Source organism: Janthinobacterium sp. MP5059B, from assembly GCF_001758645.1.
Classification (GTDB): Bacteria; Pseudomonadota; Gammaproteobacteria; order Burkholderiales; family Burkholderiaceae_D; genus Janthinobacterium; species Janthinobacterium lividum.
The window spans coordinates 325,910-351,149 of sequence record NZ_LRHX01000010.1; the positions used below are offsets into that span (position 1 = coordinate 325,910).

21 protein-coding genes are annotated in these 25,240 nt (G+C 67.0%); 13 read left to right on the forward strand and 8 right to left on the reverse strand.

Annotation, left to right across the window (positions count from 1 at the left end):
- Positions 1-428 precede the first annotated feature (428 nt).
- The 5 genes from gshA to JAB1_RS14430 all read left to right on the forward strand — a co-directional run bounded on the left by gshA (position 429) and on the right by JAB1_RS14430 (position 5,748).
- Positions 429-2,060, forward strand: a complete 1,632-nt coding sequence (gene gshA / locus JAB1_RS14410) for a glutamate--cysteine ligase (RefSeq protein WP_083299735.1) — start codon at positions 429-431, stop codon at positions 2,058-2,060.
- Between the two features lie 33 nt (positions 2,061-2,093).
- On the forward strand, positions 2,094-2,489 hold the full coding sequence (gene gloA, locus JAB1_RS14415) for a lactoylglutathione lyase (RefSeq protein WP_070280368.1): 396 nt from the start codon (positions 2,094-2,096) through the stop codon (positions 2,487-2,489).
- A gap of 85 nt (positions 2,490-2,574) precedes the next feature.
- Complete coding sequence (locus tag JAB1_RS14420; protein ID WP_070280369.1) at positions 2,575-4,086, forward strand: SUMF1/EgtB/PvdO family nonheme iron enzyme; 1,512 nt, start codon at positions 2,575-2,577, stop codon at positions 4,084-4,086.
- Positions 4,086-4,946, forward strand: coding sequence for a DUF692 domain-containing protein (locus tag JAB1_RS14425; protein ID WP_070280370.1), 861 nt, complete (start codon positions 4,086-4,088; stop codon positions 4,944-4,946). The genes JAB1_RS14420 and JAB1_RS14425 overlap by 1 nt, the downstream gene beginning before the upstream one ends.
- Entirely contained in the window at positions 4,936-5,748 is an 813-nt protein-coding gene (locus tag JAB1_RS14430; protein WP_070280371.1) for a DNA-binding domain-containing protein, read from the forward strand. The genes JAB1_RS14425 and JAB1_RS14430 overlap by 11 nt, the downstream gene beginning before the upstream one ends.
- 8 nt (positions 5,749-5,756) lie before the next feature.
- Here the strand turns inward: JAB1_RS14430 and JAB1_RS29925 are convergent, their stop codons facing one another.
- Positions 5,757-5,921 (reverse strand): hypothetical protein, encoded by a 165-nt coding sequence (locus tag JAB1_RS29925; protein ID WP_175445064.1) that lies wholly within the window; start codon positions 5,919-5,921, stop codon positions 5,757-5,759.
- A gap of 213 nt (positions 5,922-6,134) precedes the next feature.
- Between JAB1_RS29925 and JAB1_RS14435 the strand changes: the two genes are divergently transcribed.
- Positions 6,135-7,040 (forward strand): LysR family transcriptional regulator, encoded by a 906-nt coding sequence (locus JAB1_RS14435; RefSeq protein ID WP_034783938.1) that lies wholly within the window; start codon positions 6,135-6,137, stop codon positions 7,038-7,040.
- Positions 7,041-7,059: 19 nt separating this feature from the next.
- Here JAB1_RS14435 and JAB1_RS14440 read toward each other — a convergent pair whose 3' ends face one another.
- The 6 genes from JAB1_RS14440 to JAB1_RS14465 form a co-directional block, all read right to left on the reverse strand.
- Complete coding sequence (locus JAB1_RS14440) at positions 7,060-8,499, reverse strand: TolC family protein (protein WP_083299736.1); 1,440 nt, start codon at positions 8,497-8,499, stop codon at positions 7,060-7,062.
- Complete coding sequence (locus JAB1_RS14445) at positions 8,496-11,636, reverse strand: multidrug efflux RND transporter permease subunit (RefSeq protein WP_070280373.1); 3,141 nt, start codon at positions 11,634-11,636, stop codon at positions 8,496-8,498. Before JAB1_RS14445 ends, JAB1_RS14440 begins: the two co-directional genes overlap by 4 nt.
- A gap of 9 nt (positions 11,637-11,645) precedes the next feature.
- Complete coding sequence (locus JAB1_RS14450; RefSeq protein WP_083299737.1) at positions 11,646-12,788, reverse strand: efflux RND transporter periplasmic adaptor subunit; 1,143 nt, start codon at positions 12,786-12,788, stop codon at positions 11,646-11,648.
- Positions 12,785-14,185, reverse strand: coding sequence for an MFS transporter (locus JAB1_RS14455; protein WP_070257674.1), 1,401 nt, complete (start codon positions 14,183-14,185; stop codon positions 12,785-12,787). The genes JAB1_RS14450 and JAB1_RS14455 overlap by 4 nt, the downstream gene beginning before the upstream one ends.
- Positions 14,186-14,375: 190 nt before the next feature.
- Positions 14,376-15,233, reverse strand: coding sequence for a serine O-acetyltransferase (gene cysE, locus JAB1_RS14460; protein WP_083299739.1), 858 nt, complete (start codon positions 15,231-15,233; stop codon positions 14,376-14,378).
- Positions 15,234-15,522: 289 nt separating this feature from the next.
- Positions 15,523-16,380 carry an MBL fold metallo-hydrolase gene (locus tag JAB1_RS14465; protein ID WP_034783945.1) on the reverse strand — a complete coding sequence of 286 codons (858 nt, stop codon included), beginning with the start codon at positions 16,378-16,380 and terminating at the stop codon, positions 15,523-15,525.
- Positions 16,381-16,568: 188 nt separating this feature from the next.
- Between JAB1_RS14465 and JAB1_RS14470 the strand changes: the two genes are divergently transcribed.
- Both JAB1_RS14470 and JAB1_RS14475 read left to right on the forward strand, forming a co-directional pair.
- A complete protein-coding gene (locus tag JAB1_RS14470; RefSeq protein ID WP_070257673.1) occupies positions 16,569-16,805 on the forward strand; it encodes a hypothetical protein in 237 nt (78 codons plus the stop codon).
- A gap of 123 nt (positions 16,806-16,928) precedes the next feature.
- Entirely contained in the window at positions 16,929-17,177 is a 249-nt protein-coding gene (locus tag JAB1_RS14475; protein WP_034783948.1) for a hypothetical protein, read from the forward strand.
- 61 nt (positions 17,178-17,238) lie between these two features.
- Here JAB1_RS14475 and JAB1_RS29595 read toward each other — a convergent pair whose 3' ends face one another.
- The gene (locus JAB1_RS29595; RefSeq protein WP_139144555.1) at positions 17,239-17,496 is read right to left on the reverse strand and encodes a hypothetical protein; all 258 of its coding nucleotides are present in this window, start codon (positions 17,494-17,496) and stop codon (positions 17,239-17,241) included.
- Positions 17,497-17,546: 50 nt separating this feature from the next.
- Here JAB1_RS29595 and prpB point away from each other — a divergent pair, with 50 nt between their 5' ends.
- The 5 genes from prpB to JAB1_RS14500 all read left to right on the forward strand — a co-directional run bounded on the left by prpB (position 17,547) and on the right by JAB1_RS14500 (position 25,235).
- Positions 17,547-18,434, forward strand: a complete 888-nt coding sequence (gene prpB / locus JAB1_RS14480) for a methylisocitrate lyase (protein WP_070280374.1) — start codon at positions 17,547-17,549, stop codon at positions 18,432-18,434.
- Between the two features lie 69 nt (positions 18,435-18,503).
- Entirely contained in the window at positions 18,504-19,658 is a 1,155-nt protein-coding gene (prpC, locus tag JAB1_RS14485) for a 2-methylcitrate synthase (RefSeq protein WP_034783952.1), read from the forward strand.
- 11 nt (positions 19,659-19,669) lie between these two features.
- Positions 19,670-22,264 carry a Fe/S-dependent 2-methylisocitrate dehydratase AcnD gene (acnD, locus tag JAB1_RS14490; protein ID WP_070280428.1) on the forward strand — a complete coding sequence of 865 codons (2,595 nt, stop codon included), beginning with the start codon at positions 19,670-19,672 and terminating at the stop codon, positions 22,262-22,264.
- A 116-nt stretch (positions 22,265-22,380) separates the two neighbouring features.
- Positions 22,381-23,571 carry a 2-methylaconitate cis-trans isomerase PrpF gene (gene prpF, locus JAB1_RS14495; RefSeq protein ID WP_070280375.1) on the forward strand — a complete coding sequence of 397 codons (1,191 nt, stop codon included), beginning with the start codon at positions 22,381-22,383 and terminating at the stop codon, positions 23,569-23,571.
- A gap of 137 nt (positions 23,572-23,708) precedes the next feature.
- Positions 23,709-25,235, forward strand: coding sequence for an MBOAT family protein (locus JAB1_RS14500; RefSeq protein WP_070280376.1), 1,527 nt, complete (start codon positions 23,709-23,711; stop codon positions 25,233-25,235).
- Positions 25,236-25,240 lie beyond the last annotated feature (5 nt).

Sequence of the window (25,240 nt, forward strand, 5' to 3'; positions counted from 1 at the left end):
CTTGTCCATCACTTCCACCTGTGTTCTCCCATCGCCTTGTCGGCTTCCTTGTTGGCTTGCATGCCGCATGCACGCATGCATGTGTCTTGAGCACGCTGCCGTGTCGGCGCGCCGGATACGGAAGAGGGGCGCGCCGGCGCTGCGATGCCGGCGCAACCAAACTTTTCCGTCTATTGATATTCGTTTATCAAGATAAGGGGCCGCGCGGGACGGCGCAATTCGCAAATGCTGAGTGCAGCACTCAATAACACTGATGCGAACGCCGGTGCCGGGCGCAGGCCTCGGAAATCCGGGTGCCTGGCCCCTGGCATCAGTGTTTCTGATCCCCGTACTCAGGATTTGCGAGTTGTGTGGTGCGGGGCTTGGGGCTTATCGTCGGCGTCGAGATGGAAAGCCGAACGATGTTTTTTTGTAAAGGCAGCACAGCTATGAGTTCATTATTGACGCGCCGCATGGCGCTGCTGGCAGGCGCGGACGGACATGCGCTGCTGGCCCAGGGATTGCGCGGCATCGAGCGCGAAGCGCTGCGCGTGGACGGCCACGGCCACCTGGCCGCCACGGCGCATCCGCTGGCGCTGGGCGCGGCCCTGACCCATCCCACCATCACGACCGACTATGCGGAGGCGCTGATCGAGCTGATCACGCCGCCCGAGCAGGATACGGCCGCCATGCTGGACGGCTACGACGCCTTGCACCGTTTCGTCTTCAGCGGACTGGGCGACGAAATGCTGTGGAGCCACTCGATGCCGTGCCGCCTGCCCGCCGACCCCGACATCCCGATCGCCTGGTACGGCAACTCGCACATCGGCATGCTCAAGCATGTCTACCGGCGCGGCCTGGCGCTGCGCTATGGCAAAAGCATGCAGTGCATCGCCGGCATCCACTACAACTACTCGCTGCCGCCCGCATTGTGGGAGCGCCTGCGCGCGGACGAGGGCGATGGCCGCACGGCGATGCAGTTTCAGTCGGAAAGCTATGTCGGGCTGATCCGCAACTTCCGCCGCTATGGCTGGCTGCTGATGTATCTGTTCGGCGCCGCGCCAGCCCTGTCGGCGCATTTCCCTGGACGCGGCGACTTCCCGCTGGAGCAGCTGTCGGCCGATACCTTGTACCTGCCGTACGCCACCAGCCTGCGCATGAGCGACATGGGCTACCAGAACGATGCCCAGGCCGGCCTGACCCCCGACTACAACACGCTCGACAGCTATATCACCAGCCTGGCGGCGGCGATGAACCATCCGTACCTGCCGTATGTCGAGCTGGGCACGCGGCGCGAGGGGCAGTGGGTGCAGATCAATACCAACCGCCTGCAGATCGAGAACGAGTACTACTCGGCGATCCGCCCCAAGCGCGTGGCGCACAGCGGCGAGCGCCCCTTGCATGCGCTGGCCCAGCGCGGCGTGCAGTACGTGGAGGTGCGCTGCCTCGATGTCGACCCGTTCGAGCCGCTGGGCATCGGCGCGCCAGCCTGCCACTTCCTCGACGCCTTTCTGCTGTTTTGCGCGCTGCAGGACAGCCCGCTCACCGGCCATGCGGAAAGCCGCGAGAACACCGAGAATTTCGCCCGCACCGTCAAGGAAGGGCGCCGTCCGGGGCTGCTGCTGGAGCGCCACGGCGAACAGCTCAGCCTGCAGGCGTGGGCTGGCGAGCTGCTCGATCGCATTGCCCCCATGGCCGCGCTGCTGGACCAGGCGCGCGGCGGCGATGATTGCGCCACGGCGCTGGCGGCGCAGCGCGCCAAGCTGGCGGACGTGACGCTGACGCCTTCGGCGCGCGTGCTGGCGGCGATCCGCGCCGAGCAAGGCAGTTTCGACGCGTTCGCCCTGCGCCAGAGCGCGGCGCACGCGGCGCATTTTCGCGGCCGTCCCCTGGCGCCTGCGGCGCTGGCGCGCTTCACGGCGCAGGCCGATGCCTCGCTGGCCGAGCAGGAGCGCGTGGAACGCGCCGACAGCGGCGACTTCGGCCAGTTCGTCCAGCGCTACCAGGCCGGCGCCCGCTACCTGCCGGTGCCGGACGAGCCGGCCATGGAAACCGTCTTGCCACAGCAGCGCGTCGCCTGACCCCTTGTCCCAATTTGATTGAGCCATCACACCATGCGCATACTTCATTGCATGCTGCGCGTCGCCGACCTCGACGCCGCGCTGCATTTCTACCGCGACGCCCTGGGCATGACCCTGCAGCGGCGCCACGACTATCCGGATGCGCGCTTTACGCGCGCCATTGTCGCCTATGGCGAAGCGCCGGCGCATGCCGCCATCGAACTGACGCATAACTGGGACCGGCAAGCCTACACCCACGGCGACGCCTACGGCTACCTGGCGCTGGCGGTCGACGATGCGGCCAGCGTCTGCGCCAGGGTGCGCGCGCATGGCGGCACGGTCACGCGCGAGGCGGGGCCGATGAAACACGGCCGCAATGTCATCGCCTTCGTGCAGGACCCCGACGGCTACCGCATCGAGCTGATCGAAGCGAGCGCGCACTATGACTGATACATCGACTTAACAACGACTGACACGGCATGGCAGGCGCGCCGCTGGCGGCGCCTGCCGGCATTTTTGAAAAGGAAGCCACCGCATGGTGCAAGTATCAACGACAGGCAAGGCCGTCACGCCGCCAGCGCCAGTGCCGCAGCCGCAGAACCGGCAGGCGCTGGTACAGGCGGCCGTGGCCGCGGCCTGCGCCCTGGCCGTGGCGCTCCCCGCGCCGGCGCAGGCGCCGGAAAAAAAGGCCGCCGCCAAGAGCGAAATCTGCTATGGCGTGGCCAAGGCCGGCCAGAATGAATGCGCCAATACCACCTGCTTCCATTTGTGTTCGGGCATGGCGACCGTCGACCGCGATCCTGGCGAATGGATGACCGTCCCGGCCGGCACCTGCACGGCGCTGGGCGGCAAGGTGGAAGCGGCGCCGCTGGCATGCCCGGGCGCGGCGCCCGCCAGGACGGGCCCACCGGCCGATGTGGCGGCGGGCGATGCGCTGTACCACGAGGGCGACGCGGCGCGCGCGCTGCCGGCGTGCGCCGCCTGCCATGGCCCCAAGGGCAATGCCGCCGTCGCCGATTATCCGAAGCTGGCCGGGCAGAACCTGGCCTACCTGGATAGCCAGCTGCGCGCCTTCCGCTCGCATGCGCGCGTCAGCCCCCTGATGAACACGGCTGTCGCGCCCCTGACGGATGGCGATATCGCCAACCTGTCCGCCTATTTGTCCAGGCAAAAGCCGGACGCCATCGACCCCAGCCTGACCACCCCCGTGGCCGCCGGCAAGTCGTTCCGCGATTGCGACGGCGCGTGCCCGGAGATGGTGCCGCTGCCGGCCGGGCGCTTCCTCATGGGATCGCCGCCTGGCGAGAGCGGGCGCTTCGGCAATGAAGGCCAGCACCCGGTAGAGATCCTGCAGCCATTTGCCATCGGCCGCTTCAGCCTGACGTTCGAGCAGTTCGACGCCTGCATCCAGGATGGCGGCTGCGACGGCTACCGGCCGTCAGACGAAGGCTGGGGACGCGGCACGCGCCCGGCCGTCAACGTCAGCTGGAACGATGCGCAAAGCTATCTGCGCTGGCTGTCGAAAAAGAGCGGGGCGCGCTACCGCCTGCCCACCGAGGCCGAGTGGGAATATGCGGCGCGCGCAGGCACCGTCACGGCGCGCTGGTGGGGCGAGGACATCACGCGCGGCGACGCCAAGTATGGCCCCGACGACTGCCCGCAGCAGAAGCATTGCGGCGGCGTGGTGTCCGGTTCGGGCAACTGGCCCACCACGGCGCCCGTGGGCAGCTACGCGCCCAATCCGGCAGGGCTGTACGACGTGCTGGGCAACGTGTGGCAGTGGACGGCCGATTGCTGGCACAGCGACTACGAAGGCGCGCCGAAAGATGGCCGCGTGTGGGATGAAGCGGCTTGCAAGAAGCGCGTGGCGCGCGGCGCCTCCTGGACCGACACGCCGAACTTCGTGCGCGCGGCCACCCGCCTGGGCCTGGGCGCGGAAGGGCGGCGCGGCTGGATCGGCCTGCGCGTGGTGCGCGAGATGGACGCGGCGCCCGGCACGGCGGCCAAGGGCGGCGCGGCGCCGGCGGGCACGCGCGGCTTGCCCTGATGCGCGACGTGGCGCAGGCCGCGCCCCTGGTGGGCATCGGCCTGCGAGGCGCGCATTACCACGACATGCTGGCGCGGCGCCAGCCCGTGGACTGGCTCGAGGTCCACAGCGAGAACTACCTGGCCGAAGGCGGCTGGGACCTGCACGTGCTCGAGACGCTGCGCGCCGATTATCCCGTTTCGTTGCATGGCGTCGGCATGGGTCTCGGCTCGGTGCACGGCTTTTCGCGCACGCACGTGGAGCGCATCGCGCGCCTGGCCGCGCGCATCGAGCCGATGCTGGTGTCCGAGCACCTGTGCTGGGGCGCCACCGGCGGGGCGATGCTCAACGACTTGCTGCCGCTGCCGCTGAACGGTGCCAGCCTGGAACTGGTTTGCCGGCGCGTCGACCTGGTGCAGGAGGTACTAGGCCGTCGCCTCCTGCTGGAGAACGTCTCGACCTATCTGCGTTTTCCCGGCGACAGCTGGGGCGAGACGGAGTTCCTCGCCTGCGTGGCGCGCCGTACCGGCTGCGGCGTGCTGCTGGACATCAATAACCTGTATGTCAATCAATGCAACCACGGCGAGGATGCCCTGGCCGCGATGGCGGCGCTGGCGCCGGGCCTGGTCGGCGAATTGCATCTGGCCGGCCACTGCGAAGATGGCGGCCTGCTGGTCGACCACCACGGCGCGCCCGTGGCCGCTGCCGTGTGGGAACTGTACCGCGCCGCCTTGCGCCGCTACGGTCCGCTGCCCACCCTGGTCGAATGGGATACCAACTTGCCGCCCTTCGCCACCTTGCTCGACGAAGTGGCCCGCGCGCGGGCGCTTGCCGGCGAGGTGCTCGCGCCGGCGAGCCTGGCGGCGTGCGATGACGCTTGAGGAGCTGGCGCGCCTGCAGGCCGCGTTCGGCGCGCAGATCAGCGCGCACACGCCGGATGCCTGCGCGCTGGCGCCGTGGCTGGACACCGATGCGCGCAGCGCCAGCGCCCTGGCGCGCTATGGCCAGGCGCTGCGCCAGCATCACGCGCGCTCGCTGGAGCTCGTGTATCCGGTGCTGCGCGCGCTGGGCGGCGCCTCCTGGTTCCTGGCCATGGCACATGCCTACGGCGATGCGCATCCGTCACGCAGCGCCGACCTGGCCCGTTTCGGCGTCAGCCTGCCGGTGTTTCTTGCCGCCTGGCCGCCGGCCGCCGCGCATGGCTATTTTGCCGACGTGGCGCGCCTGGAGTGGCTGCTGCATGAAGCCCATGGCGCGCCCGATGCCGCTGCGCTGACCTTGCGCGACGTGCAGGCGGCCGGGGCGGGCCAGGTCGATGCCTGGCAGCTGGTGCTGCACCCGGCGGCCGTGCCGTACCGTTCGCCCTGGCGCGCGGCGGCGATCTGGCTGGCGCACGACGCCGCGGCGCGGCATGCCATGCCGCCTGATGCACGGGGCGAGACGCTGGCACTCGTGTACCGCCACGGCTGGTCGGCGCAGGTGCGCGAGATCGACGCGGTGGAAGCGGCGGCGCTGGACGTGCTGGCTGGCGGGTCCACCCTGGGCGCTGCGCTGGCGGCGGCGCAGCAGGCGCACCTGAAGGGCAACGGCTGCATGCCGTTCGCGCCGGCGCCCTTGCTGCTGCGCTGGCTGGCCGATGGCTTGCTGGTGCAGGCGAGTGATGGCGGGCGCGTGCTGACCTAAAGGCGTGCCTACAATGGCCAGCCGCAGGTGCCCCAGCCGGTGGCGTCCAGAGGATAGGCATCGGCCGGCGCGGCCGCAGCCTTGCCTTCGCTGCCTTCTTGCTCCTGCTCCTGGATCGGCGCTTCGCTGGCCGGCGCAAGGAAGCGCGCGGCCCAGGACAGCAGGCGGCTCACCCGGTGCTCCCTGGCATCGATGCCAGTGCGTGGTAAATGGTGCGGGCGGCTGGGGCGGATGAAGGAGCAAGAATGGCTGGCATGTCGTTGTCGATCAAAGTGGCGATGCAGCCATCGTAGCGCCGCGCCGGGCGCGCCGGAAGGCGTGTGGCGCGCAATGTATCCATGCGTCTGGCGCTATGGCGCCGGCAAATCATGCTAAGGTAAGAAACTATGTCGATACCCGATCTGAACCTGTTAATCACCCTCGATGTCCTGCTTGCCGAAGGCAGCGTCACGCGTGCCGCGCGGCGCTTGCGCCTGAGTCCATCGGCCATGAGCCGCGCCCTGGCGCGCCTGCGCGAGACGACCGGCGATCCGCTGCTGGTGCGCGCCGGGCGTGAACTGGTGCCCACGCCGCGCGCGCTGGAGCTGCGCGAACGGGTGGGCCAGCTGGTGGGCGAGGCGCTGGCCGTGCTGGGGCCGGCGCAGCGGCTCGATCCGCGCCAGCTGGAGCAGACCTTCACGCTGCGTTCGAGCGACGGTTTCGTGGAAAATTTCGGTCCTGCGCTGCTTGCGCATATCGGCGCGCAGGCGCCCGGCGTGCGCCTGCGTTTCGTGCAAAAGGTCGACCGTGAAAGCGTGCAGCTGCGCGAGGGCAGCATCGACCTGGAGACGGGCGTGATCGGCAATTTCACCAGCCCGGAAGTGCGCACGCGCAGGCTGTTCGGCGACCGTTTCGTGGGCGTGGTGCGCAGCGGCCATGCGCTGGCCCAGGGCGAGATCAGCGCCGAGCGCTATGCGGCCGGCCAGCATGTGCTGGTGGCGCGGCGCGACCAGGATACGGGACCGATGGACGACGCGCTGGCGGCGCTGGGACTGCAGCGCACGATCGCCAGCATCGTCGGCGGCTTCACGGCGGCGCTGGCGCTGGCCGCCGGTTCCGACCTGATCGCCACCGTGCCGGAACGGCATACGGGCAATCTGCGCGCCGGCATGTTCAGCTTTGCGCTGCCGCTGCGCATGCCGGATCTGACCGTCTCCCTGATGTGGCATCCACGCATGGACGCCGACCCGGCCCACCGCTGGCTGCGCGGCTGCGTGGTCGACGCCTGCGCCGGCCAGTCAGGCGCCGCCTGACGCCGCCGGCAGCGTCATCCTAGCGCGTCACAGGCCCGTCGAAGCCGCCCGCCATGGCCGTGTAGCCACGGGCCGTGGCGATGGCCACGTCGCGGTGGGCCGTCACCAGCTGCTCCTGCGTGGCCAGCGCAATACGTTCCGCTTCGAGCACGCCGAGCAGGCTTTCCGCGCCTTCCTGGTAGCGCACCCTTGCCAGGCGCGCGCTCTCCTGCGCCAGCTGGTGCGCCTCGCGCAGTTCCGCGTGGCGGCTGCGCAGCTGTACCCATTGCGCGATGGCGCTGTCGGTTTCCTCCAGTGCCAGCGCCAGCGCCTTGTCGAAGCCGGCCTGCGCGGCCAGCACTTCGGCGCCGGCTGCGCGCGCGCGGGCGCGGCGCGTGCCGCCATCGAACAGCGGCAGGGAAAAGGCGGCGCCCGCATGCCAGCGCGCCGCATCGCCGCCATTCCAGTCGCCGGCCACGCCGGAGGCGCCGAACAGCGCGCCCAGGCTGATGCGCGGGAAGCGCTCGGCGATGGCGGCGCCTTCGCGGGCGCTGGCCGCCGCCAGCGCCCGTTCTGCCGCGCGCACGTCGGGCCGGCGCAGCAGCAAATGGGCCGGTTCGTCCGTCAGCAAGGATTGCGGCAGCGCCAGCGGCATCGGCTGGTCGAGCGCCGCCAGTTCCGGCGCATCGAGGCGCTGTCCCGTGAGGGTGGCCAGCCGGTTGCGCGCCACGCGCTCATCAAAGTTCAGGCTGGGCAGGCGGGCACTGGCCAGGCGCATCTGCGCCTCGGCGCGCATGCGTTCGGCCGGCGCGGCGCGGCCCGCGTTCTCGCGCTCGCGCACCAGCCGCAAGGTGCCGGACTGGTTCGATAATTGCTCCTGCAGGCTGGCGCGCATCTGCTGCGCGCCGCGCAGCACCAGGTAGGCATCGACCACCTGTGCCAGGATCAGGCGCCGCACGTCGTCGCGCACGGCGGCGCGCTCGTCCGCCGAAGCCTCGGCCGCGGCGATGCTGTGGCGCACGCGGCCGAACAGGTCGAGCTCCCAGCTGAAGACGGCGTTCCACTGCACCGGCGAGGCGATGTGCGGCTGGCCGTCGCTGCTCTCGATCGCCGCCAGGCGCGCGCGTCCGGCCTGGGCATCAAGATCTACCGTCGGCAGGCGGGCGCCGCGCGCCGCTTGCGCGAACTCGCTGGCGCTGGCAAGGCGCGCGGTGGCGATGCGCACGTCGTAATTGTCTTGCCAGGCGCGCTTGACCAGCTGCTCCAGCCTGGCATCGCCCAGTTCTTGCCACCACAGCGCGGGCGGCGCGCCGGCTTGCAGCGCCGGTGCGCCGGCGGCCGAGGGCAGGACCGGCAACTGCGCCGTGTCGAGCGCCCGCGTGGCCGTGGGCGTGCCGACGCTGCAGCCGGCCAGGGCCAGCATGGCGGCCGCCAGCAGCGGCGCGGCGTGGCGCGTGTTCAAGTGAATCATGCGGCTCATGCGGCTTCTCCCAGCGCGACCGTGCGCGCGGCAGGCGCCGGGCGGCGTCTGCTCAGCAAAGTGAAAAACAAGGGTGTAAACAACAGGCCCGACAAGGTCACGCCCAGCATGCCGGCGAAGACAGCCGTGCCCATCGACTGGCGCATTTCCGCGCCCGCACCGGAAGACAGCATCAGCGGTATCGCGCCCAGCAAGAAAGCCAGTGAGGTCATCAGGATGGGCCGCAGACGCGTGCGGGCGGCGGCGATGGCCGCTTCGCGCGCATCGGCGCCGGCCGCCATCGCCTGGCGCGCGAATTCGACGATCAGGATGGCATTCTTGGCAGCCAGGCCGATCAGCACCACGATGCTGATCTGCGTCAGCACGTTGTTGTCCAGGCCGCGCCACGATACCCCGATCAGCGTGGCCAGCACGCAGCTGGGCACGATCAGCACGACGGACAGGGGCAGCAGCCAGCTTTCAAACAGGGCCGCCAGCAGCAGGTACACCAGCAGCACGGCCAGGCCCAGCACCATGCCGGTGCTGCCGCCCGCGTGTTTTTCCTGCAGCGCCAGTTCCGTCCACTCGTAGTCGAAGCCGGCCGGCAGGCGCGCCTTGAGCAGCTCTTCCATCGCGGCGATGGTTTGCCCCGTCGAGTAGCCAGGCTTGGTGCTGCCCTGGATTTCGGCGGCGGGATACAGGTTGTAGCGCGGCACGCGGAACGGCGCCGTGCCTTCGCTGAAGGTGGCCACGCTGCCCAGCGGCACCATGTCGCCGTTGGCGGCGCGCGTCTTCAGCGCGGCCAGGTCGGCCACGCTGCGCCGGTAGGGCGCGTCCGCCTGCGCGGTGACCCGCCAGACCCGGCCCATCAGATTCATGTCGTTGACGAACACGGGCGCCATGTAGCTTTGCAGGGTCTCGTTGACGCGCAGCAGCGGCACGCCCAGGTACTCGGCCTTGGTGCGGTCCAGTTCAACCTTGATCTGCGGGCTCATGGCGTTGAACGGCGTGAAGGCGCCCATCACCGAGGGCAGTTTCCCCGCTTCCTCGGCGATGCCGCGCGCGGCCGCCTGCAACGCTTGCGGTCCCAGGCCGCCCGTGTCGCGCAGCATCAGCTTGAAGCCGCCGCCGGTGCCGATGCCGGGCACGGAAGGCGGGGGTATCACCATCACGCGCGCCGCGCTGATGGGCGCCAGCCTGGCGCGCATGGCGCCCAGCATGGCCGGGCCGTCCAGGCCATCGCTGGCGCGCGCGCCGAAGTCCTTGAACATGGTGAAGATGACGGCCGTGTTGGGCGCCGAGGTAAACGTGGCGCCGTCGGTGCCGACGAAGGCGGCCGTGTGGGCCACGCCGGGGTGGCTCATCAGGCGGGCCGTGGCGTCCTGCACCACTTCGCTGGTGCGCGCCAGGGTCGAGCCGGCCGGCAGCTGGATCGAAACGATGGCATAGCCGCGGTCCAGCTGCGGCACGAAGCCGCGCGGGGTCACGTCCAGGCGCCACAGGGTCAGGCCCGCCAGCACCAGATACACGGGCAGCATCAGCCAGCGCCGCGAGAGTATGCGCCCGGTCAGCTGCACATAGCCGCCTGTCAGGCGGGAAAAACCGCGGTTGAAGATGGTCATCCAGCGCGCGCCCAGGCTGTTGGCATCGTGCTGCGGCTTGAGCAGCAGCGCGGCCAGGGCCGGCGACAGCGTCAGCGAAACCAGCGCCGAGATCACGGTGGAGGCGGCGATGGTGACGGCGAACTGGCGGTAGAACATGCCGGAGATGCCATCGATGAAGGCCGTCGGCACGAACACCGCCACCAGCACCAGCGCGATGGCGACCAGGGCGAAGCCCACCTCGTTCATGCTGCGCTGCGCCGCGGCGACGGGGCTCATGCCTTCCTCCATGTGGCGCTCGACGTTTTCCACCACCACGATGGCATCATCGACGACGATGCCGATCGCCAGCACCAGGCCGAACAGCGACAGGGTATTGAGCGTATAGCCCATCGCGGCAAGCACCGTGAAGGTGCCGACCAGGGACACGGGAATGGCCAGGATGGGAATGATGGCGGCGCGCCACGAGCCGAGAAACAGCAGCATGGCCAGGCACACCAGCAGTGCCGCCTCGAAGATGGTGTCGCGCACCTTGTCGATCGAGGAGCGGATGAATTCGGTCGGGTTGTAGTAGGCGTGGTAGGCGACGTCCTGCGGGAAATCGGCTTCCATCTTCGCCAGCTGGGCCAGCACGCGGTCGCCCGTGGCCAGCGCGTTCGAGCCGGGCAGCAGGCTGATACCCAGCGCGATGGCCGTGCGGTTGTCGACGAAGCCGCTTTCCGTGTAATCCTGCGCGCCCATCTCGACGCGCGCCACGTCGCGCAGGCGCACCACGCCGCCATCGGCATGGGCGGCCACGACGATCGCTTCGAATTCGGCCACGTCGCGCAAGCGGCTTTGCGCCTGCACCTGCACCTGGTAGGCACCGTCGCTGCCGCCCGGCGGCTGGTTCAATACCCCTGCGGCGACCTGCGAGTTGGCTTGCCGCACGGCGGCGATCACTTCCGGCGCCGTCAGACCCAGCGAGGCCACGCGCGCCGGGTCGAGCCAGATGCGCATCGAGAAGTCGCGCGCGCCGCGCGTGTAGATGTCGCCGACGCCTTCAACGCGGGCCAGCTTGTCCTTGATGGCGGTGCCGATGAAGTTGGAGATGTACTGCTGGTCGCGCGTGCCTTTCGGCGAATCGAACAGCACCACCATCAGCAGGTCGGGCGAGGCCTTCTTGACGGCCAGCCCCAGCCGGCGCACGGCTTCGGGCAGGCGCGCTTCGGCTACCGCCACGCGGTTCTGCACCAGTGACTGGGCCTGCTCGACGTTGGTGCCCGGCTTGAACACCACGCTGATGGTCAGCTTGCCGTCGCCCACCGATTGCGAGGACATGTAGAGCATGCCGTCGACGCCATTGATTTCCTGTTCGATCGGCGCGGCGACGGTATCGGCGATTTCCTGCGCCGAGGCGCCCGGGTAGTTGGCCTTCACCGTGACCGTGGGCGGCACGATCTCGGGAAACTCCGAGATCGGCAGGCGCATGGCCGACACCGCACCCACCAGCGTGATCAGGATCGACAGCACGATGGCAAACACGGGACGGCGGATGAAAAATTGGGAAAAGCGCATGGTCTCTCCTTATGCGCCGTTGGCGCGGGGAGTCGCCACCAGCACCTGGTCGCCCGGTCGCACCTTGGCCGCACCGGAGACGATGACCCTGTCCTGTGGCGTGAGGCCGGAGAGCACGATCTGCTTGTCGCCCTGCAGGCCGCCCAGTTCCAGCTTGCGCGGCGCCACCTTGCCCGCCGCGTCCACGACGAACACCATCTTTTTGTTCTGGTCGCTGAGGATGGCGGCGTCGGGCACGAGCAGGCGCTCTTGCGCCGCGCCGACGGGAATGCGCACGCGCGCAAAGCTGCCCGGCATGACGGCGCGGTCGGTGTTGGCCAGGCTGGCGCGCAGGCGCACCGTGCCCGAGCGGGCGCTGATCTCGTTGTCGACAAAGTCGACGGTGGCATCCTGGGCGGGGCCGCCGCCATCGAGCGCCAGCTGTACCTTGCCCGGCAGCTTGCTTTGCTGGCGCAGGCGCTGGAAATCCGCTTCCGACAGGTCGACCATGGCGCGCACGGGGCTGTGCGCAACGATGGTGGTCAGCACGCCGCTCTGCGCCGCGCCGCCGGCCACGTAGTTGCCGACATCGACGCGGCGGTCCGACACCGTGCCGGCGATGGGAGCGCGCATGGTGGTGAAGGACAGCTCCAGTTCGGCGCTGCGCAATTCCGCCTTGCTCAGCATGACGGCCGCCTGCGCGCCTTCCAGCTCGCCGCGCGCCCGTTCCAGTTCCTCGGTGCTGGCCGCGCCCGTTTGCTGCAGCCGGCTGCTGCGCTCGAACTGGGCCGTGGCCAGCTTGCTGCGCGCATTGGCCTGGGCCAGGCTGGCCTGGGCGCGGTCGCGCGCCGCCGCGAAGGGACGCGGGTCGATGACGAACAGCGCATCGCCGGCCTTGACCTGCTGGCCATCGCGAAAGGCGATCTGCTGCAGATAGCCCGACACGCGCGAGCGCACTTCCACGCGCTGCGACGGCTCGATGCGGCCCGTGTAGTCGAGGGTCGCCTGCACCATCGACGTTTCCGGCAGCGCCACGGAAACGGTGGGCTTGGGCGGCGGGCCGCCAGGCGCGGCCTGGGAACGGCCGCAGCCGGACAAGGTGGCGCTGCAGGCCAGGGCCAGCAGCAGTAACAGCGGGACGGGCAGGGACGGGATCGGACGGGGGCGCATCATGCGGGGTCTCCAGAAGGCGTAGGGGGCTTGGCCAGGGCGCGGCCGAGCGCGAAAATGGCCAGCGCGGCGAGTATCAGCGCGCTGGCGACGGCAAAGGTGGCGTGCATGCCACGGATCATGGCGGCTGGCTGGGCGCTGGCGATATCGCTGGCGCTGGCAAAAAAAGCGAAGATGGCGCCCATCACGGAGGCGCCCGTGACGAGGCCCAGATTGCGCGACAGATTGAGCATGCCGGAGATGAGGCCGCGCTGGTCGGGAACGATGTCGCCCATCACGGCGGTATTGTTGGCTGCCTGGAACAGCGCGTAGCTGGCCGTGAGCAGCATGATCGGCGCGACGTAGCCGGGGATGCCCAGGCTGGCGGGCAGCAGGGACAGCGCCAGGCAGGCAGCGGTCGCGCCGCACAGGCCCGCGCCGCCCATGCGCTGCGCGCCGTAGCGGTCCACCAGCCAGCCGGACGGCACGCCGCAGAACGCCGCCACCAGCGGTCCGGCCGCCAGCACCATGCCGGTGACGGCCGTGCCCAGGCCCAGGCCGCGCGCCAGGTAGAAGGGGCCGACCACCAGGGTGGACATCATGACCGTCGACACCAGCATGCTGGTCGCCAGGCCGGCGCTGAGCACGGGCGCGCGCAGCATGGCCAGGCGTATCAGCGGCGCCGGCGCCTTCAGTTCCACATACACGAACAGGGCGCCGCCCACGCAGGCTGCCAGCAGCAGCGCCACGTTGCGCATGCCGAAATGGCCGCGGCCCAGGGTCATGGCCAGCGCATAGGCGGCCAGGGTCAGCGCCAGCAGCAGCGTGCCGCGGTGGTCGAAGACGGGACGCCTGGCGTGCGCGCCGCGCTGGTCGGCCGGCAGGAAGCGCCATGCCATCAGCAGCGCCACGCCGGCCAGCGGCACGTTGACGAGGAAAATGGCTTGCCAGCCGAACTGCGCGATCAGCAGGCCGCCCAGTGCCGGACCAAGCGTGGTGCCGACGGCCGACATGGTGCCGAGCAGGCCCATGGCGCTGCCCGTCTGCGCCTTGGGCACGGTGCTGCCGACAAAGGCCATGGTCAGGGCCATCATGACGGAAGCGCCCAGACCCTGCAGGGCGCGCGCGGCGACCAGCAGCCACAGGGTGGGCGCCAGGGCGCACAGGATGGAGGCGACGGCAAACAGCGCGATGCCTGCCAGCAGCAGGCGGCGCCGGCCGATCATGTCGCCGAGGCGGCCCACGCTGACGATCAGCGCGGTGATGGCCAGCAGGTAGGCCAGCACGATCCATTGCACATCCTGGAACGGCGCATGCAGCGCCTTGGCCATGTCGGGCAGGCCCACGTTGGCGATGCTGGTGCCCAGCGCGGGCAGCAGCATCGACAGGGACAGGCTGGCAAGCGCGCCGCGCACGGGCATCGTGGCGGTACCGGCCGGGGCGGCCTGCTGGCTGGGTGAGGGTGGTAGGGGTTTTGACGGCGAATTCATAAGGTGGTTGATCCATCCATTAACGGTCATTACATGGTACTGAGGGATTTGGTATGGCGGAAGACGCACAATTTGCACTTTGTTATTGCGTTTGACGCCATGTCTGGTGCGCCGGGCAGCGCTACAGCATCTGGTCCATCTCGAAGGCCGGCAGGCTGTCGGCCTGGTGGTAGCGGACGATGCGCCCGGGAATGCCGGCCACGGTGCAATGCGCGGGCACGTCGCGCAGGACCACGCTGCCGGCGGCCACCTTGCTCATGGCGCCGATCTCGATGTTGCCGAGGATTTTGGCGCCCGCACCCAGCATCACGCCCGAACGAATCTTCGGGTGGCGGTCGCCATGCTCCTTGCCGGTGCCGCCGAGGGTGACGTTCTGCAGGATGGAGACATTGTCGTCGACCACGGCCGTTTCGCCGACGACGATGCCGCTGCCGTGATCGAGCATGATGCCCGCGCCGATGCGCGCGGCCGGATGGATGTCGATGCCGAAGACGCTGGCCGCGTGGCTGGACAGGGCAAAGGCGGCCTCGCTGCGGCCCGCCGTCCACAGATGGTGCGCCATGCGGTAGGTCTGCAGCGCATGAAAGCCCTTCAGGTTCAGCAGCGCGTGCAGGCCGTCGGGACAGGCCGGATCGCGCTGCGCGATGGCCGCCAGGTCGGCCGTGATGCTGGCCAGGATGCGCGGCTGCGTGCTTAAAATGTCCTCGAACAGGGGGCGCAGCACGGCCGGGCGCATGTCGCGGGCGCCCAGGCGGTGCGCCAGGACGGCGGCGAGCAGTCCGGCGGGGCTGTCGTGCGGCAGAATCAGCTCGTCGAGCATGGGCCGCAGCAAGGGCTCGCGCGCGGCGAGCCGCAGCGCCAGTTCGCGTACCTGCTCCCAGGCGCAGTCCACGCTGGCGGGCTGGCAGGCTGCGGCGGCGTCGATGCGGCGCAGGGGCGGCGCGGGCGGCAGGGGGCTGGCGTATGTCAAGTAAGTCATCGTGGCGCCTGTCCAGGCAAAGGAAGGAAAAGTGGAGCGCCTGGCAACAACGCCGGCGCCGGCTGGCAAGTGCCCAGGGTCCCGGAAGGCCGGGCTGCGCGGATTGCGGGTACACGATAAGCCGCCGCAGGGGGCGAAGCAAATCGTAAATACTGAGCGCGCGGCTCACGATTCCTGATGCTTGGGGAGGGTGTGGCAGGGGCGCATGCCGCGCCGGCGCTCGGGCAGGCGGCGCCAGGGGGCGGTGCGATGCGGCGGGAAGGAGGGGGCGCAGCGTGGCCCCGCGAAATTACAGCGCGTTGAGCGGAATCTTCAGGTAGCGCACGCCGTTGTCTTCCGGCTCGGGCAGCTTGCCCGCATTGATGTTGACCTGGATGGCGGGCAGGATCAGTGTCGGCATGTCGAGGGTGGCGTCGCGGCTGGTGCGCATGGCCACGAATTGCTCTTCCGTGATGCCGTCGCGCAAGTGGATGTTGCCGGCGCGCTGTTCGGCCACCGTCACTTCCCAGCGCGCCTCGCGGCCGTTGGGCGGGTAGTCGTGGCACATGAACAGCCGCGTCTGCGGCGGCAGCGCCAGCAATCGCTGCGCGGAGCGGTACAGCAGGGCAGCGGAACCGCCGGGAAAGTCGCAGCGGGCCGAGCCCACGTCCGGCATGAACAGGGTGTCGCCGACAAACACGGCGTCGCCGATCTGGTACGCCAGGTCGGCCGGCGTATGGCCGGGCACGTGCAGGGCGCGTACTTCCAGCTTGCCGATATGAAACACCTGGTCTGGCGCGAACAGCTGGTCGAACTGCGAGCCGTCGGCCCTGGCGTCATCCTGGTGGTAGACGGCCGCGAACGCCTGCTGCACCGTCTGGATGGCGGCGCCGATGGCCACGTCGCCGCCCAGCTGCTGCTGCAGGTAGGGCGCGGCGGAAAGATGATCGGCGTGCGCGTGGGTTTCCAGCAGCCAGCGGCATTGCAAGCCGTGTTCGCGCACGAAGGCGATCACCTTGTCGGCCGAGGAGGTGGACGTGCGCCCCGCCTTGGGGTCGTAGTCGAGCACGGAATCGATGATGGCGCAGTCCCGGCCATCGGCCTCGTACACAACATAGGTGACGGTGGCGGTGGCGGGGTCGAAGAAAGCTTGGATTTGTGGAGTCATCACGGCGGCAAGGGGCGGACAAGGGAGGGACAGGGAATGGCATTATATCGCCAGAGTTCGCCCAAAAAATGTTGAAAATCGACATTTAACATGCGGAAAACAGATAAGCGGGCGCGCATGTGCCTGGCACAGTCGTGCGCACCCTGGCGCTTGCAGCATGGTAACCTCATTCTTACAAGGAGGAATTCATGAACGATATCACTGCACGCAGCGAACAATACCGCGGTTTTACGATTTCGGTGACCCCGCAAAAGGATAACGACGATTTATGGGATTTCACCTACCGCCTGCAGCGCGAAGGCGAACCCGAGGCGCAGGCGATCACGCGCAGTCGCACCCTGGGCGGCTACGCGGCCCCGGAAACGGCTTGCACGGCTGGCCTGGAAGTGGCCAGGACGGAAGTGGATAATCTGCTGCGCCCTTGAGCCGGCGTAAATCGTTTAGCCCGAAAGTGAGCCTGACTACGGCTGGCGCGTGAAACACATCGCTGCCAGTCGCGCTTCATGCTACGATTTCCACTATTGAGTCAGTCACGAAGGAGGCACCCCATGGATAGCAGTTCTAAAATTCACTATAAAGGCTGGGAAATCGTTCCCCTGGCCGTGCCCACCACCGACGGCAAATGGTCGGCCAGTTGCGATATCGAGCGCGCCACCGCGGAAGGCCTGGAAGTGTTCGAAGGCTCGACCATGCAATTCGTGCGCGACGACGAGGAAGGCGCCATTGCCGCCGCCTGCGAAGAAGCCGTGCGCCAGATCGACAACATCATCGCCAACCCGCTGGTGCGGCTGGCCTAGTTTGCCTTCGCAGCATCTGTCGCAGTCTCCGTATTACTCAGCCGGCGCCCGCCGGCTGTTTTTATTGCGCGTCTTGCCAGCCTTGGCCTTCATCCCCGCTGTTCTCCTGTTTGTTGCATGTTTCATAGTATGTTTCAAAATGGATAGGATGAAACATAATTGAAACATCCCTGACGCCAAACGTGACATCGCTGCTCCGCTGCGTGACAGCGCACGATGCGTGGCCCATGGCCGTCTTGCCCGCATTTTCACTCTGCGGCAGATGGTGTGTCCCCTGGCCGGTGGGTCCTGGCACGGCATTTGCAATACTGATGCTCATAGCCACTCCGTGAAACATTCGGGACCATCCGAAACCCATAAGGTGAACACATGACTCAATACTCCGCAGGTGCCGCATTCCGCAAGGTCGTCCAGGAAGAATCCCCGTTGCAAGTCGTCGGCGCCATCAACGCCAACCACGCCTTGCTGGCCAAGCGCGCCGGTTACAAGGCCATTTATCTGTCTGGCGGCGGTGTCGCGGCCGGCTCGCTGGGCTTGCCCGACCTGGGCATTTCCAGCCTGGATGACGTGCTGACCGATATCCGCCGCATCACCGACGTGTGCGATCTGCCGCTGCTGGTCGACGCCGACACGGGCTTCGGTTCGTCCGCCTTCAACGTGGCGCGCACCGTGAAATCGATGATCAAGTTCGGCGCGGCGGGCCTGCACATCGAAGACCAGGTGGGCGCCAAGCGCTGCGGCCACCGTCCGGGCAAGGAAATCGTCAGCAAGGAAGAAATGGTCGACCGCATCAAGGCGGCCGTCGATGCGCGCACGGACCCGAATTTCGTCATCATGGCGCGCACCGATGCGCTGGCCGTCGATGGCCTGGAAGCGGCGCTCGAGCGCGCTGTCGCCTGCGTCGAAGCGGGCGCCGACATGATCTTCCCGGAAGCCATCACGGACCTGGACATGTACGCCACGTTCGCCAAGGCCGTCAACGTACCGATCCTGGCCAACATCACGGAATTCGGATCCACGCCGCTGTTCACGCTGGACGAATTGCGCAGCGCCCACGTGGGCCTGGCCCTGTATCCGCTGTCGGCCTTCCGTGCCATGAACAAGGCGGCGGAAAACGTCTACCAGGCGCTGCGCCGCGATGGCACGCAAAAGAACGTGGTCGACACCATGCAGACGCGCATGGAGCTGTATGAATCGATCAATTACCATGACTTCGAGCAAAAGCTCGACGCGCTGTTCGCCGCGCAAAAGAAATAAACAGAAGCAGGGGCCGCATGCCGGCCCCGCAGTGACGCAACCGAGACTAGTCAATTTTTGGAGAAATCAATGAACGCACCGCAAGCCGCCACTTTCAAGCCTAAAAAATCCGTCGCCCTGTCCGGCGTCACCGCCGGCAACACGGCGCTGTGCTCGGTCGGCAAGACCGGCAACGATTTGCACTACCGCGGCTATGACATCCTGGACGTGGCCGACAGCTGCGAGTTCGAGGAAATCGCCTACCTGCTGGTGCACGGCAAGCTGCCCACCAGCGCCGAACTGAAAGGCTACAAGGCCAAACTGAAATCCTTGCGCGGCCTGCCGTCCGCCGTCAAAGCCGCGCTGGAAGCCTTGCCCGCCGCCGCCCACCCGATGGACGTGATGCGCACGGGCGTGTCCGTGCTGGGCTGCACCTTGCCGGAAAAAGACGACCATAACGCGCCAGGCGCGCGCGACATCGCCGACCGCCTGATGGCGTCGTTCGGCTCCATGCTGCTGTACTGGTACCACTATAGCCATAACGGCAAGCGCATCGAAGTGGAAACGGACGACGACTCGATCGGCGGCCACTTCCTGCACCTGCTGCATGGCGAAAAACCGTCGGCGTCGTGGGAAAAAGCCATGCATACGTCGCTGATCCTGTACGCGGAACACGAATTCAACGCTTCGACCTTTACCAGCCGCGTGATCGCCGGCACGGGTTCGGACATCCACTCGGCCATCACGGGCGCCATCGGCGCGCTGCGCGGCCCGAAACACGGCGGCGCGAACGAAGTGGCGCTGGAGATCCAGAAACGCTACGACAACGCCGACGAAGCGGAAGCGGATATCCGCGAGCGCGTGGCCAACAAGGAAGTGGTGATCGGCTTCGGCCACCCCGTCTACACGATCTCCGACCCGCGCAACGTCGTCATCAAGGAAGTGGCGCGCAATCTGTCGCTGGAAGCCGGTTCCACGAAAATGTTCGACATCGCCGAGCGCCTGGAATCGGTCATGTGGGAAATCAAGAACATGTTCCCTAACCTGGACTGGTTCTCGGCCGTGTCGTACCACATGATGGGCGTGCCGACGGCGATGTTTACGCCGCTGTTCGTCATCTCGCGCACCTCGGGCTGGGCCGCGCACATCATCGAGCAGCGCATCGACAACAAGATCATCCGCCCGAGCGCCAACTACGTGGGCCCGGAAGACCTGGAATTCGTGCCGATCAAGGACCGCAAATAATGAGCATCAAGATGAATACCTTGCACCGCAAATCCTTGCCGGGCACCCAGCTAGACTACTTCGATACGCGCGCCGCCGTCGATGCGATCCAGCCAGGCGCCTACGCCACCTTGCCCTATACCTCGCGCGTACTGGCCGAAAACCTCGTGCGCCGCTGTGACCCGGCCACCCTGGACGCTTCGCTGAGCCAGTTCATCGAACGCCGCCGCGACCTGGACTTCCCCTGGTTCCCCGCGCGCGTCGTCTGCCATGACATCCTGGGCCAGACGGCCCTGGTCGACCTGGCCGGCCTGCGTGACGCCATCGCGGCCCAGGGCGGCGACCCGGCGCTGGTCAATCCGGTGGTCCCCACGCAGCTGGTGGTCGACCATTCGCTGGCCGTCGAATGCGGCGGTTTCGATCCGGACGCCTTCGCCAAGAACCGCGCCATCGAAGACCGCCGCAACGAAGACCGTTTCGACTTCATCGACTGGACGAAAAAAGCGTTCAAGAACGTCGACGTGATCCCTCCGGGCAACGGCATCCTGCACCAGATTAACCTCGAGCGCATGTCGCCCGTGATCCAGGTGCAGGACGGCGTGGCCTATCCCGACACCCTGGTGGGCACGGATTCGCACACGCCCATGGTCGATGCGCTGGGCGTGATCGCCATCGGCGTGGGCGGCCTGGAAGCGGAAAGCGTGATGCTGGGCCGCGCCTCGTGGATGCGCCTGCCCGACATCATCGGCGTCAAGCTGACGGGCAAGCCGCAGCCGGGCATCACGGCCACGGACACGGTGCTGGCGCTGACGGAATTTCTGCGCAAGCAGAAGGTCGTCTCGTCCTACCTGGAATTCTTTGGCGAGGGCGCTTCTCACCTGACCCTGGGCGACCGCGCCACGATTTCCAACATGGCGCCGGAATTCGGCGCCACGGCCGCCATGTTCTACATCGACGCGCAAACCATCAAATATCTGAAACTGACGGGCCGCGACGACGAACTGGTGAAACTGGTGGAGCTGTATGCGAAGGAAACGGGCTTGTGGGCCGACAGCCTGGTGGACGCGCAGTATGAGCGCGTGTTGACGTTTGATCTGTCGTCCGTCGTGCGCAATATCGCCGGCCCGTCGAACCCGCACAACCGCGTGCCGACGTCGGAACTGGCCGCGCGCGGGATTTCCGGCGTGGTGGAAAACGAACCGGGCAAGATGCCGGACGGCGCCGTCATCATCGCGGCCATCACCAGCTGCACCAATACGAACAACCCGCGCAACATGATCGCGGCCGGCCTGATCGCGCGCAATGCGAACCGCCTCGGCTTGACGCGCAAGCCGTGGGTGAAATCGTCGCTGGCGCCCGGCTCGAAAACCGTGGAACTGTACCTGCAGGAAGCGGGCCTGATGCCGGAACTCGAAACACTGGGCTTCGGCGTAGTGGCTTTCGCCTGCACCTCGTGCAACGGCATGTCGGGCGCGCTCGACCCCGTGATCCAGGACGAAGTGGTGTCGCGCGACCTGTACGCCACGGCCGTCTTGTCGGGCAACCGCAACTTCGATGGCCGCATCCACCCATATGCGAAGCAGGCTTTCCTCGCTTCGCCGCCGCTGGTGGTGGCCTACGCAATCGCCGGCACCATCCGCTTCGATATCGAAAAGGATGTGCTGGGCCATGATGCGGACGGCAAGGCTATCCTGCTGAAGGATATCTGGCCGTCCGACGAGGAAATCGACGCCATCGTCGCTTCCAGCGTCAAGCCGGAGCAGTTCCGCAAGGTGTATATCCCCATGTTCGCCAAGCAGGCGGACGATGGCATCAAGGTCAGCCCCCTGTACGACTGGCGTCCGCAGACGACGTATATCCGCCGTCCGCCATACTGGGAAGGCGCGCTGGCTGGCGCTCGCCCATTGAAAGGCATGCGTCCGCTGGCTGTGTTGGGCGACAACATCACGACCGACCATCTGTCGCCATCGAACGCCATCATGCTCGATAGCGCCGCCGGCGAATACCTGGCGAAGATGGGCTTGCCCGAGGAAGACTTCAATTCCTACGCCACGCACCGGGGTGACCATCTGACGGCGCAGCGCGCCACGTTTGCCAACCCGACCCTGAAGAACGAGATGGTCATCGAGGACGGTAAAGTCAAGGCCGGTTCGCTCACGCGCATCGAGCCGGAAGGCACGATTTCACGCATGTGGGAAGCCATCGAGGTGTACATGGAGCGCAAGCAGCCATTGATCATCATCGCCGGCGCCGACTACGGCCAGGGTTCCTCGCGCGACTGGGCCGCCAAGGGCGTGCGCCTGGCCGGCGTGGAAGCCATCGTGGCCGAAGGCTTCGAACGCATCCACCGCACCAACCTGGTGGGCATGGGCGTGTTGCCGCTGGAATTCCTCCCTGGCGTGAACCGCAAGACCCTGGGCCTGGACGGCAGTGAAACCTACGACGTCGTCGGCGAGCGCACGCCGCGCTCCACCTTGACCTTGTTGATCCATCGCAAGAATGGCGAAACGGTGGAAGTGCCCGTCACCTGCCGCCTCGACACGGCGGAAGAGGTGTCGATCTACGAGGCCGGCGGCGTCTTGCAGCGCTTTGCGCAGGACTTTTTGGAGTCCTCAAAAGCCGCGTAAACGGGTAGGTCGGATTAACGTAGCGTAATCCGACAATATTTGTGAAAACCCCGCCAACAATGTGTCGGATTACGCGTGGCGACGCCACGCTAATCCGACCTACTTTCGGACAGACAATGACTCACATTCCCCAAATCAAGATCCCCGCCACCTACATGCGTGGCGGCACCAGCAAGGGCGTGTTCTTCCGCCTGCAGGACCTGCCCGCCAGCGCGCAAGTGCCGGGCGCGGCGCGCGATGCGCTGCTGCTGCGCGTCATCGGCAGCCCCGACCCGTACGGCAAGCAGATCGACGGCATGGGCGGCGCCACGTCGAGCACCAGCAAGACGGTGATCCTGGCAAAAAGTAGCAAGCCGGAGCACGACGTCGACTACCTGTTCGGCCAGGTCTCCATCGACAAGCCTTTTGTCGACTGGAGCGGCAATTGCGGCAACCTGTCGGCCGCCGTCGGCTCGTTCGCCATCGCCAGCGGACTGGTGGACGCCGCCCGCGTGCCGCAAGACGGCATGGCCACGGTGCGCATCTGGCAAGCCAATATCGGCAAGACCATCATCGCCCATGTCCCCATGACACATGGCGAAGTACAGGAAACGGGCGACTTCGAACTCGATGGCGTGACTTTTCCGGCCGCCGAAGTAAAACTGGAATTCCTCGATCCGGCCGCGGAGGAAGAGGGGGGCGGTGGCGCCATGTTCCCTACTGGCAACCTCGTCGATGACCTCGACGTGCCCGGCATCGGCAGCCTGAAAGTCACCATGATCAACGCCGGCATCCCGACGATCTTTGTCGACGCGGACGCCATCGGCTACACGGGCACGGAACTGCAGGACGCCATCAATGGCGACCCTGCCGCGCTGGCCCGTTTCGAGACCATCCGCGCGCATGGCGCGCTGCGCATGGGCCTTATCGCGCATCTCGACGAGGCGGCGAAACGCCAGCACACGCCGAAGGTCGCGTTTGTCGCCAAGCCGGCCGGCTATGTCTCGTCCAGCGGCAAGCAGGTGGACGCGGGCGATATCGACCTGCTGGTGCGCGCCATGTCCATGGGCAAGCTGCACCACGCCATGATGGGCACGGCCGCTGTCGCCATCGGCACGGCGGCAGCCATCCCCGGTACCCTGGTCAACCTGGCGGCGGGAGGCGGCGAAAAAACCAGTGTGCGCTTCGGCCATCCGTCCGGCACCCTGATGGTGGGCGCGGAAGCGGCGCTGGCCGATGGCACATGGAGCGTCACCAAGGCCATCATGAGCCGCAGCGCGCGCGTGCTGATGGAAGGGTTCGTGCGCATTCCCGGCGACGCGTTTTAAGGCCAAGCAGGCAGATGCGCATGCAGATCAGTTGATATTTCTGCTAGCAAAGAAACCGAGCGACAAGGAAAATGGGGGAGCGCCGGCCGCGATGCGCATGCGGTGACGACCTCCCATTCTTCCCGACGGGTGAACCGATGCTATTCAACTCTTACGTCTTCCTGTTTGCGTATCTGCCCATCACGGTGGCGGGATTTTTCATCCTGGGACGGCGCAGCCAGTTGTGGGCTGCGGCCTGGCTGGCGGCGGCGTCCCTGTTTTTCTACGCGTACTGGGATTACCGCTATCTGCCATTGCTGGTCGGCTCCGTCGTCTTCAACTATGGCTGTGCGGCCTGGCTGGGCGCCAGCGCGGGAGCGTGCCGCAAGTCGATACTGGCCGCCGCGATCGCCGCCAACCTGGGCCTGCTCGCCTACTACAAGTATGCGGGCTTCTTCGTGTCCAGCCTGGCGCAATTGCTGGCGCAGCCTATGCCCGCCCTGCAGGTGATTCTGCCGATCGGGATCTCGTTCTTTACGTTTACCCAGATCGCTTTCCTGGTCGATACCTGCAAGGGCAAGGCGCAAGAAAGCCGCTTCGTTCACTATCTGCTGTTCGTCACGTATTTCCCCCATCTGATTGCCGGTCCCGTATTGCATCACAAGGAAATGATGCCGCAGTTCGCAGACAAGCGCACCTTCCGGCTCTCGGCCAGCAATATCGCCATCGGCAGCACGATTTTTTTCATCGGCCTGGCCAAGAAGGTGCTGATTGCCGATAATATCGGCCCGTATGCGGCGCCGCTGTTCGACAGCCCTGCGGCGCCATCCCTGCTGATCGCCTGGGGCGGGGTGCTGGCGTATGCGTTCCAGCTGTATTTTGATTTCTCCGGCTATTCCGACATGGCCATAGGCTTGTCGCGCCTGTTCGGCGTGCGCCTGCCGCTCAATTTCGCTTCGCCCTACAAGGCGCGCAATATTGCGCAATTCTGGCGCCGCTGGCATATGACCCTGTCGCGCTTCCTGCGTGATTACCTGTATATCCCCCTTGGCGGCAATCGCTGCGGCCCGCTGCGGCGCCATCTCAATCTGATGGTTACCATGGTTCTGGGCGGCCTGTGGCATGGCGCTGGCTGGAACTTCATCGCATGGGGTGCTCTGCATGGCGCCTACCTGGCTATCCACAAGGGCTGGAGCACATTCGCGCGTCAGGTCCACCTGCCGTCCGATACGCGGGTTGGGAATGTCCTGACGACGATCCTCACTTTCATCGCCGTCTGCGTTGCATGGGTCTTCTTTCGCGCGCCGGACATGCCGGTGGCCTTGACGATATTGAAAGGCATGGCGGGCGGCTTTGGTCTGGCCTTGCCCGATGCGCTCGCGTCCCATTGGCAGTCCTTGCAGCCCGCGCTGGCAGCCATGGGCATGGACTTTTACCTGGGCGGCGGCACGCTCTTCATCGAAACATGGACGTGGATAGCGGTTGCGGCGCTGATTACCTTTGCCATGCCGAATACGCAGCAGATCATGCGCCGTTTCGAGCCCGCGCTGGATTTCCAGTCAAGTGGGCGGCACCTGCTCACATGGCGCGCCTCGCCCGCGTGGGCGGCGGCCATCGCGCTGCTGGCGCTGGCGAGCATGCTGGCCCTGAACCGTCCCGCCGAATTTCTGTATTTTCAATTCTAGGGGGA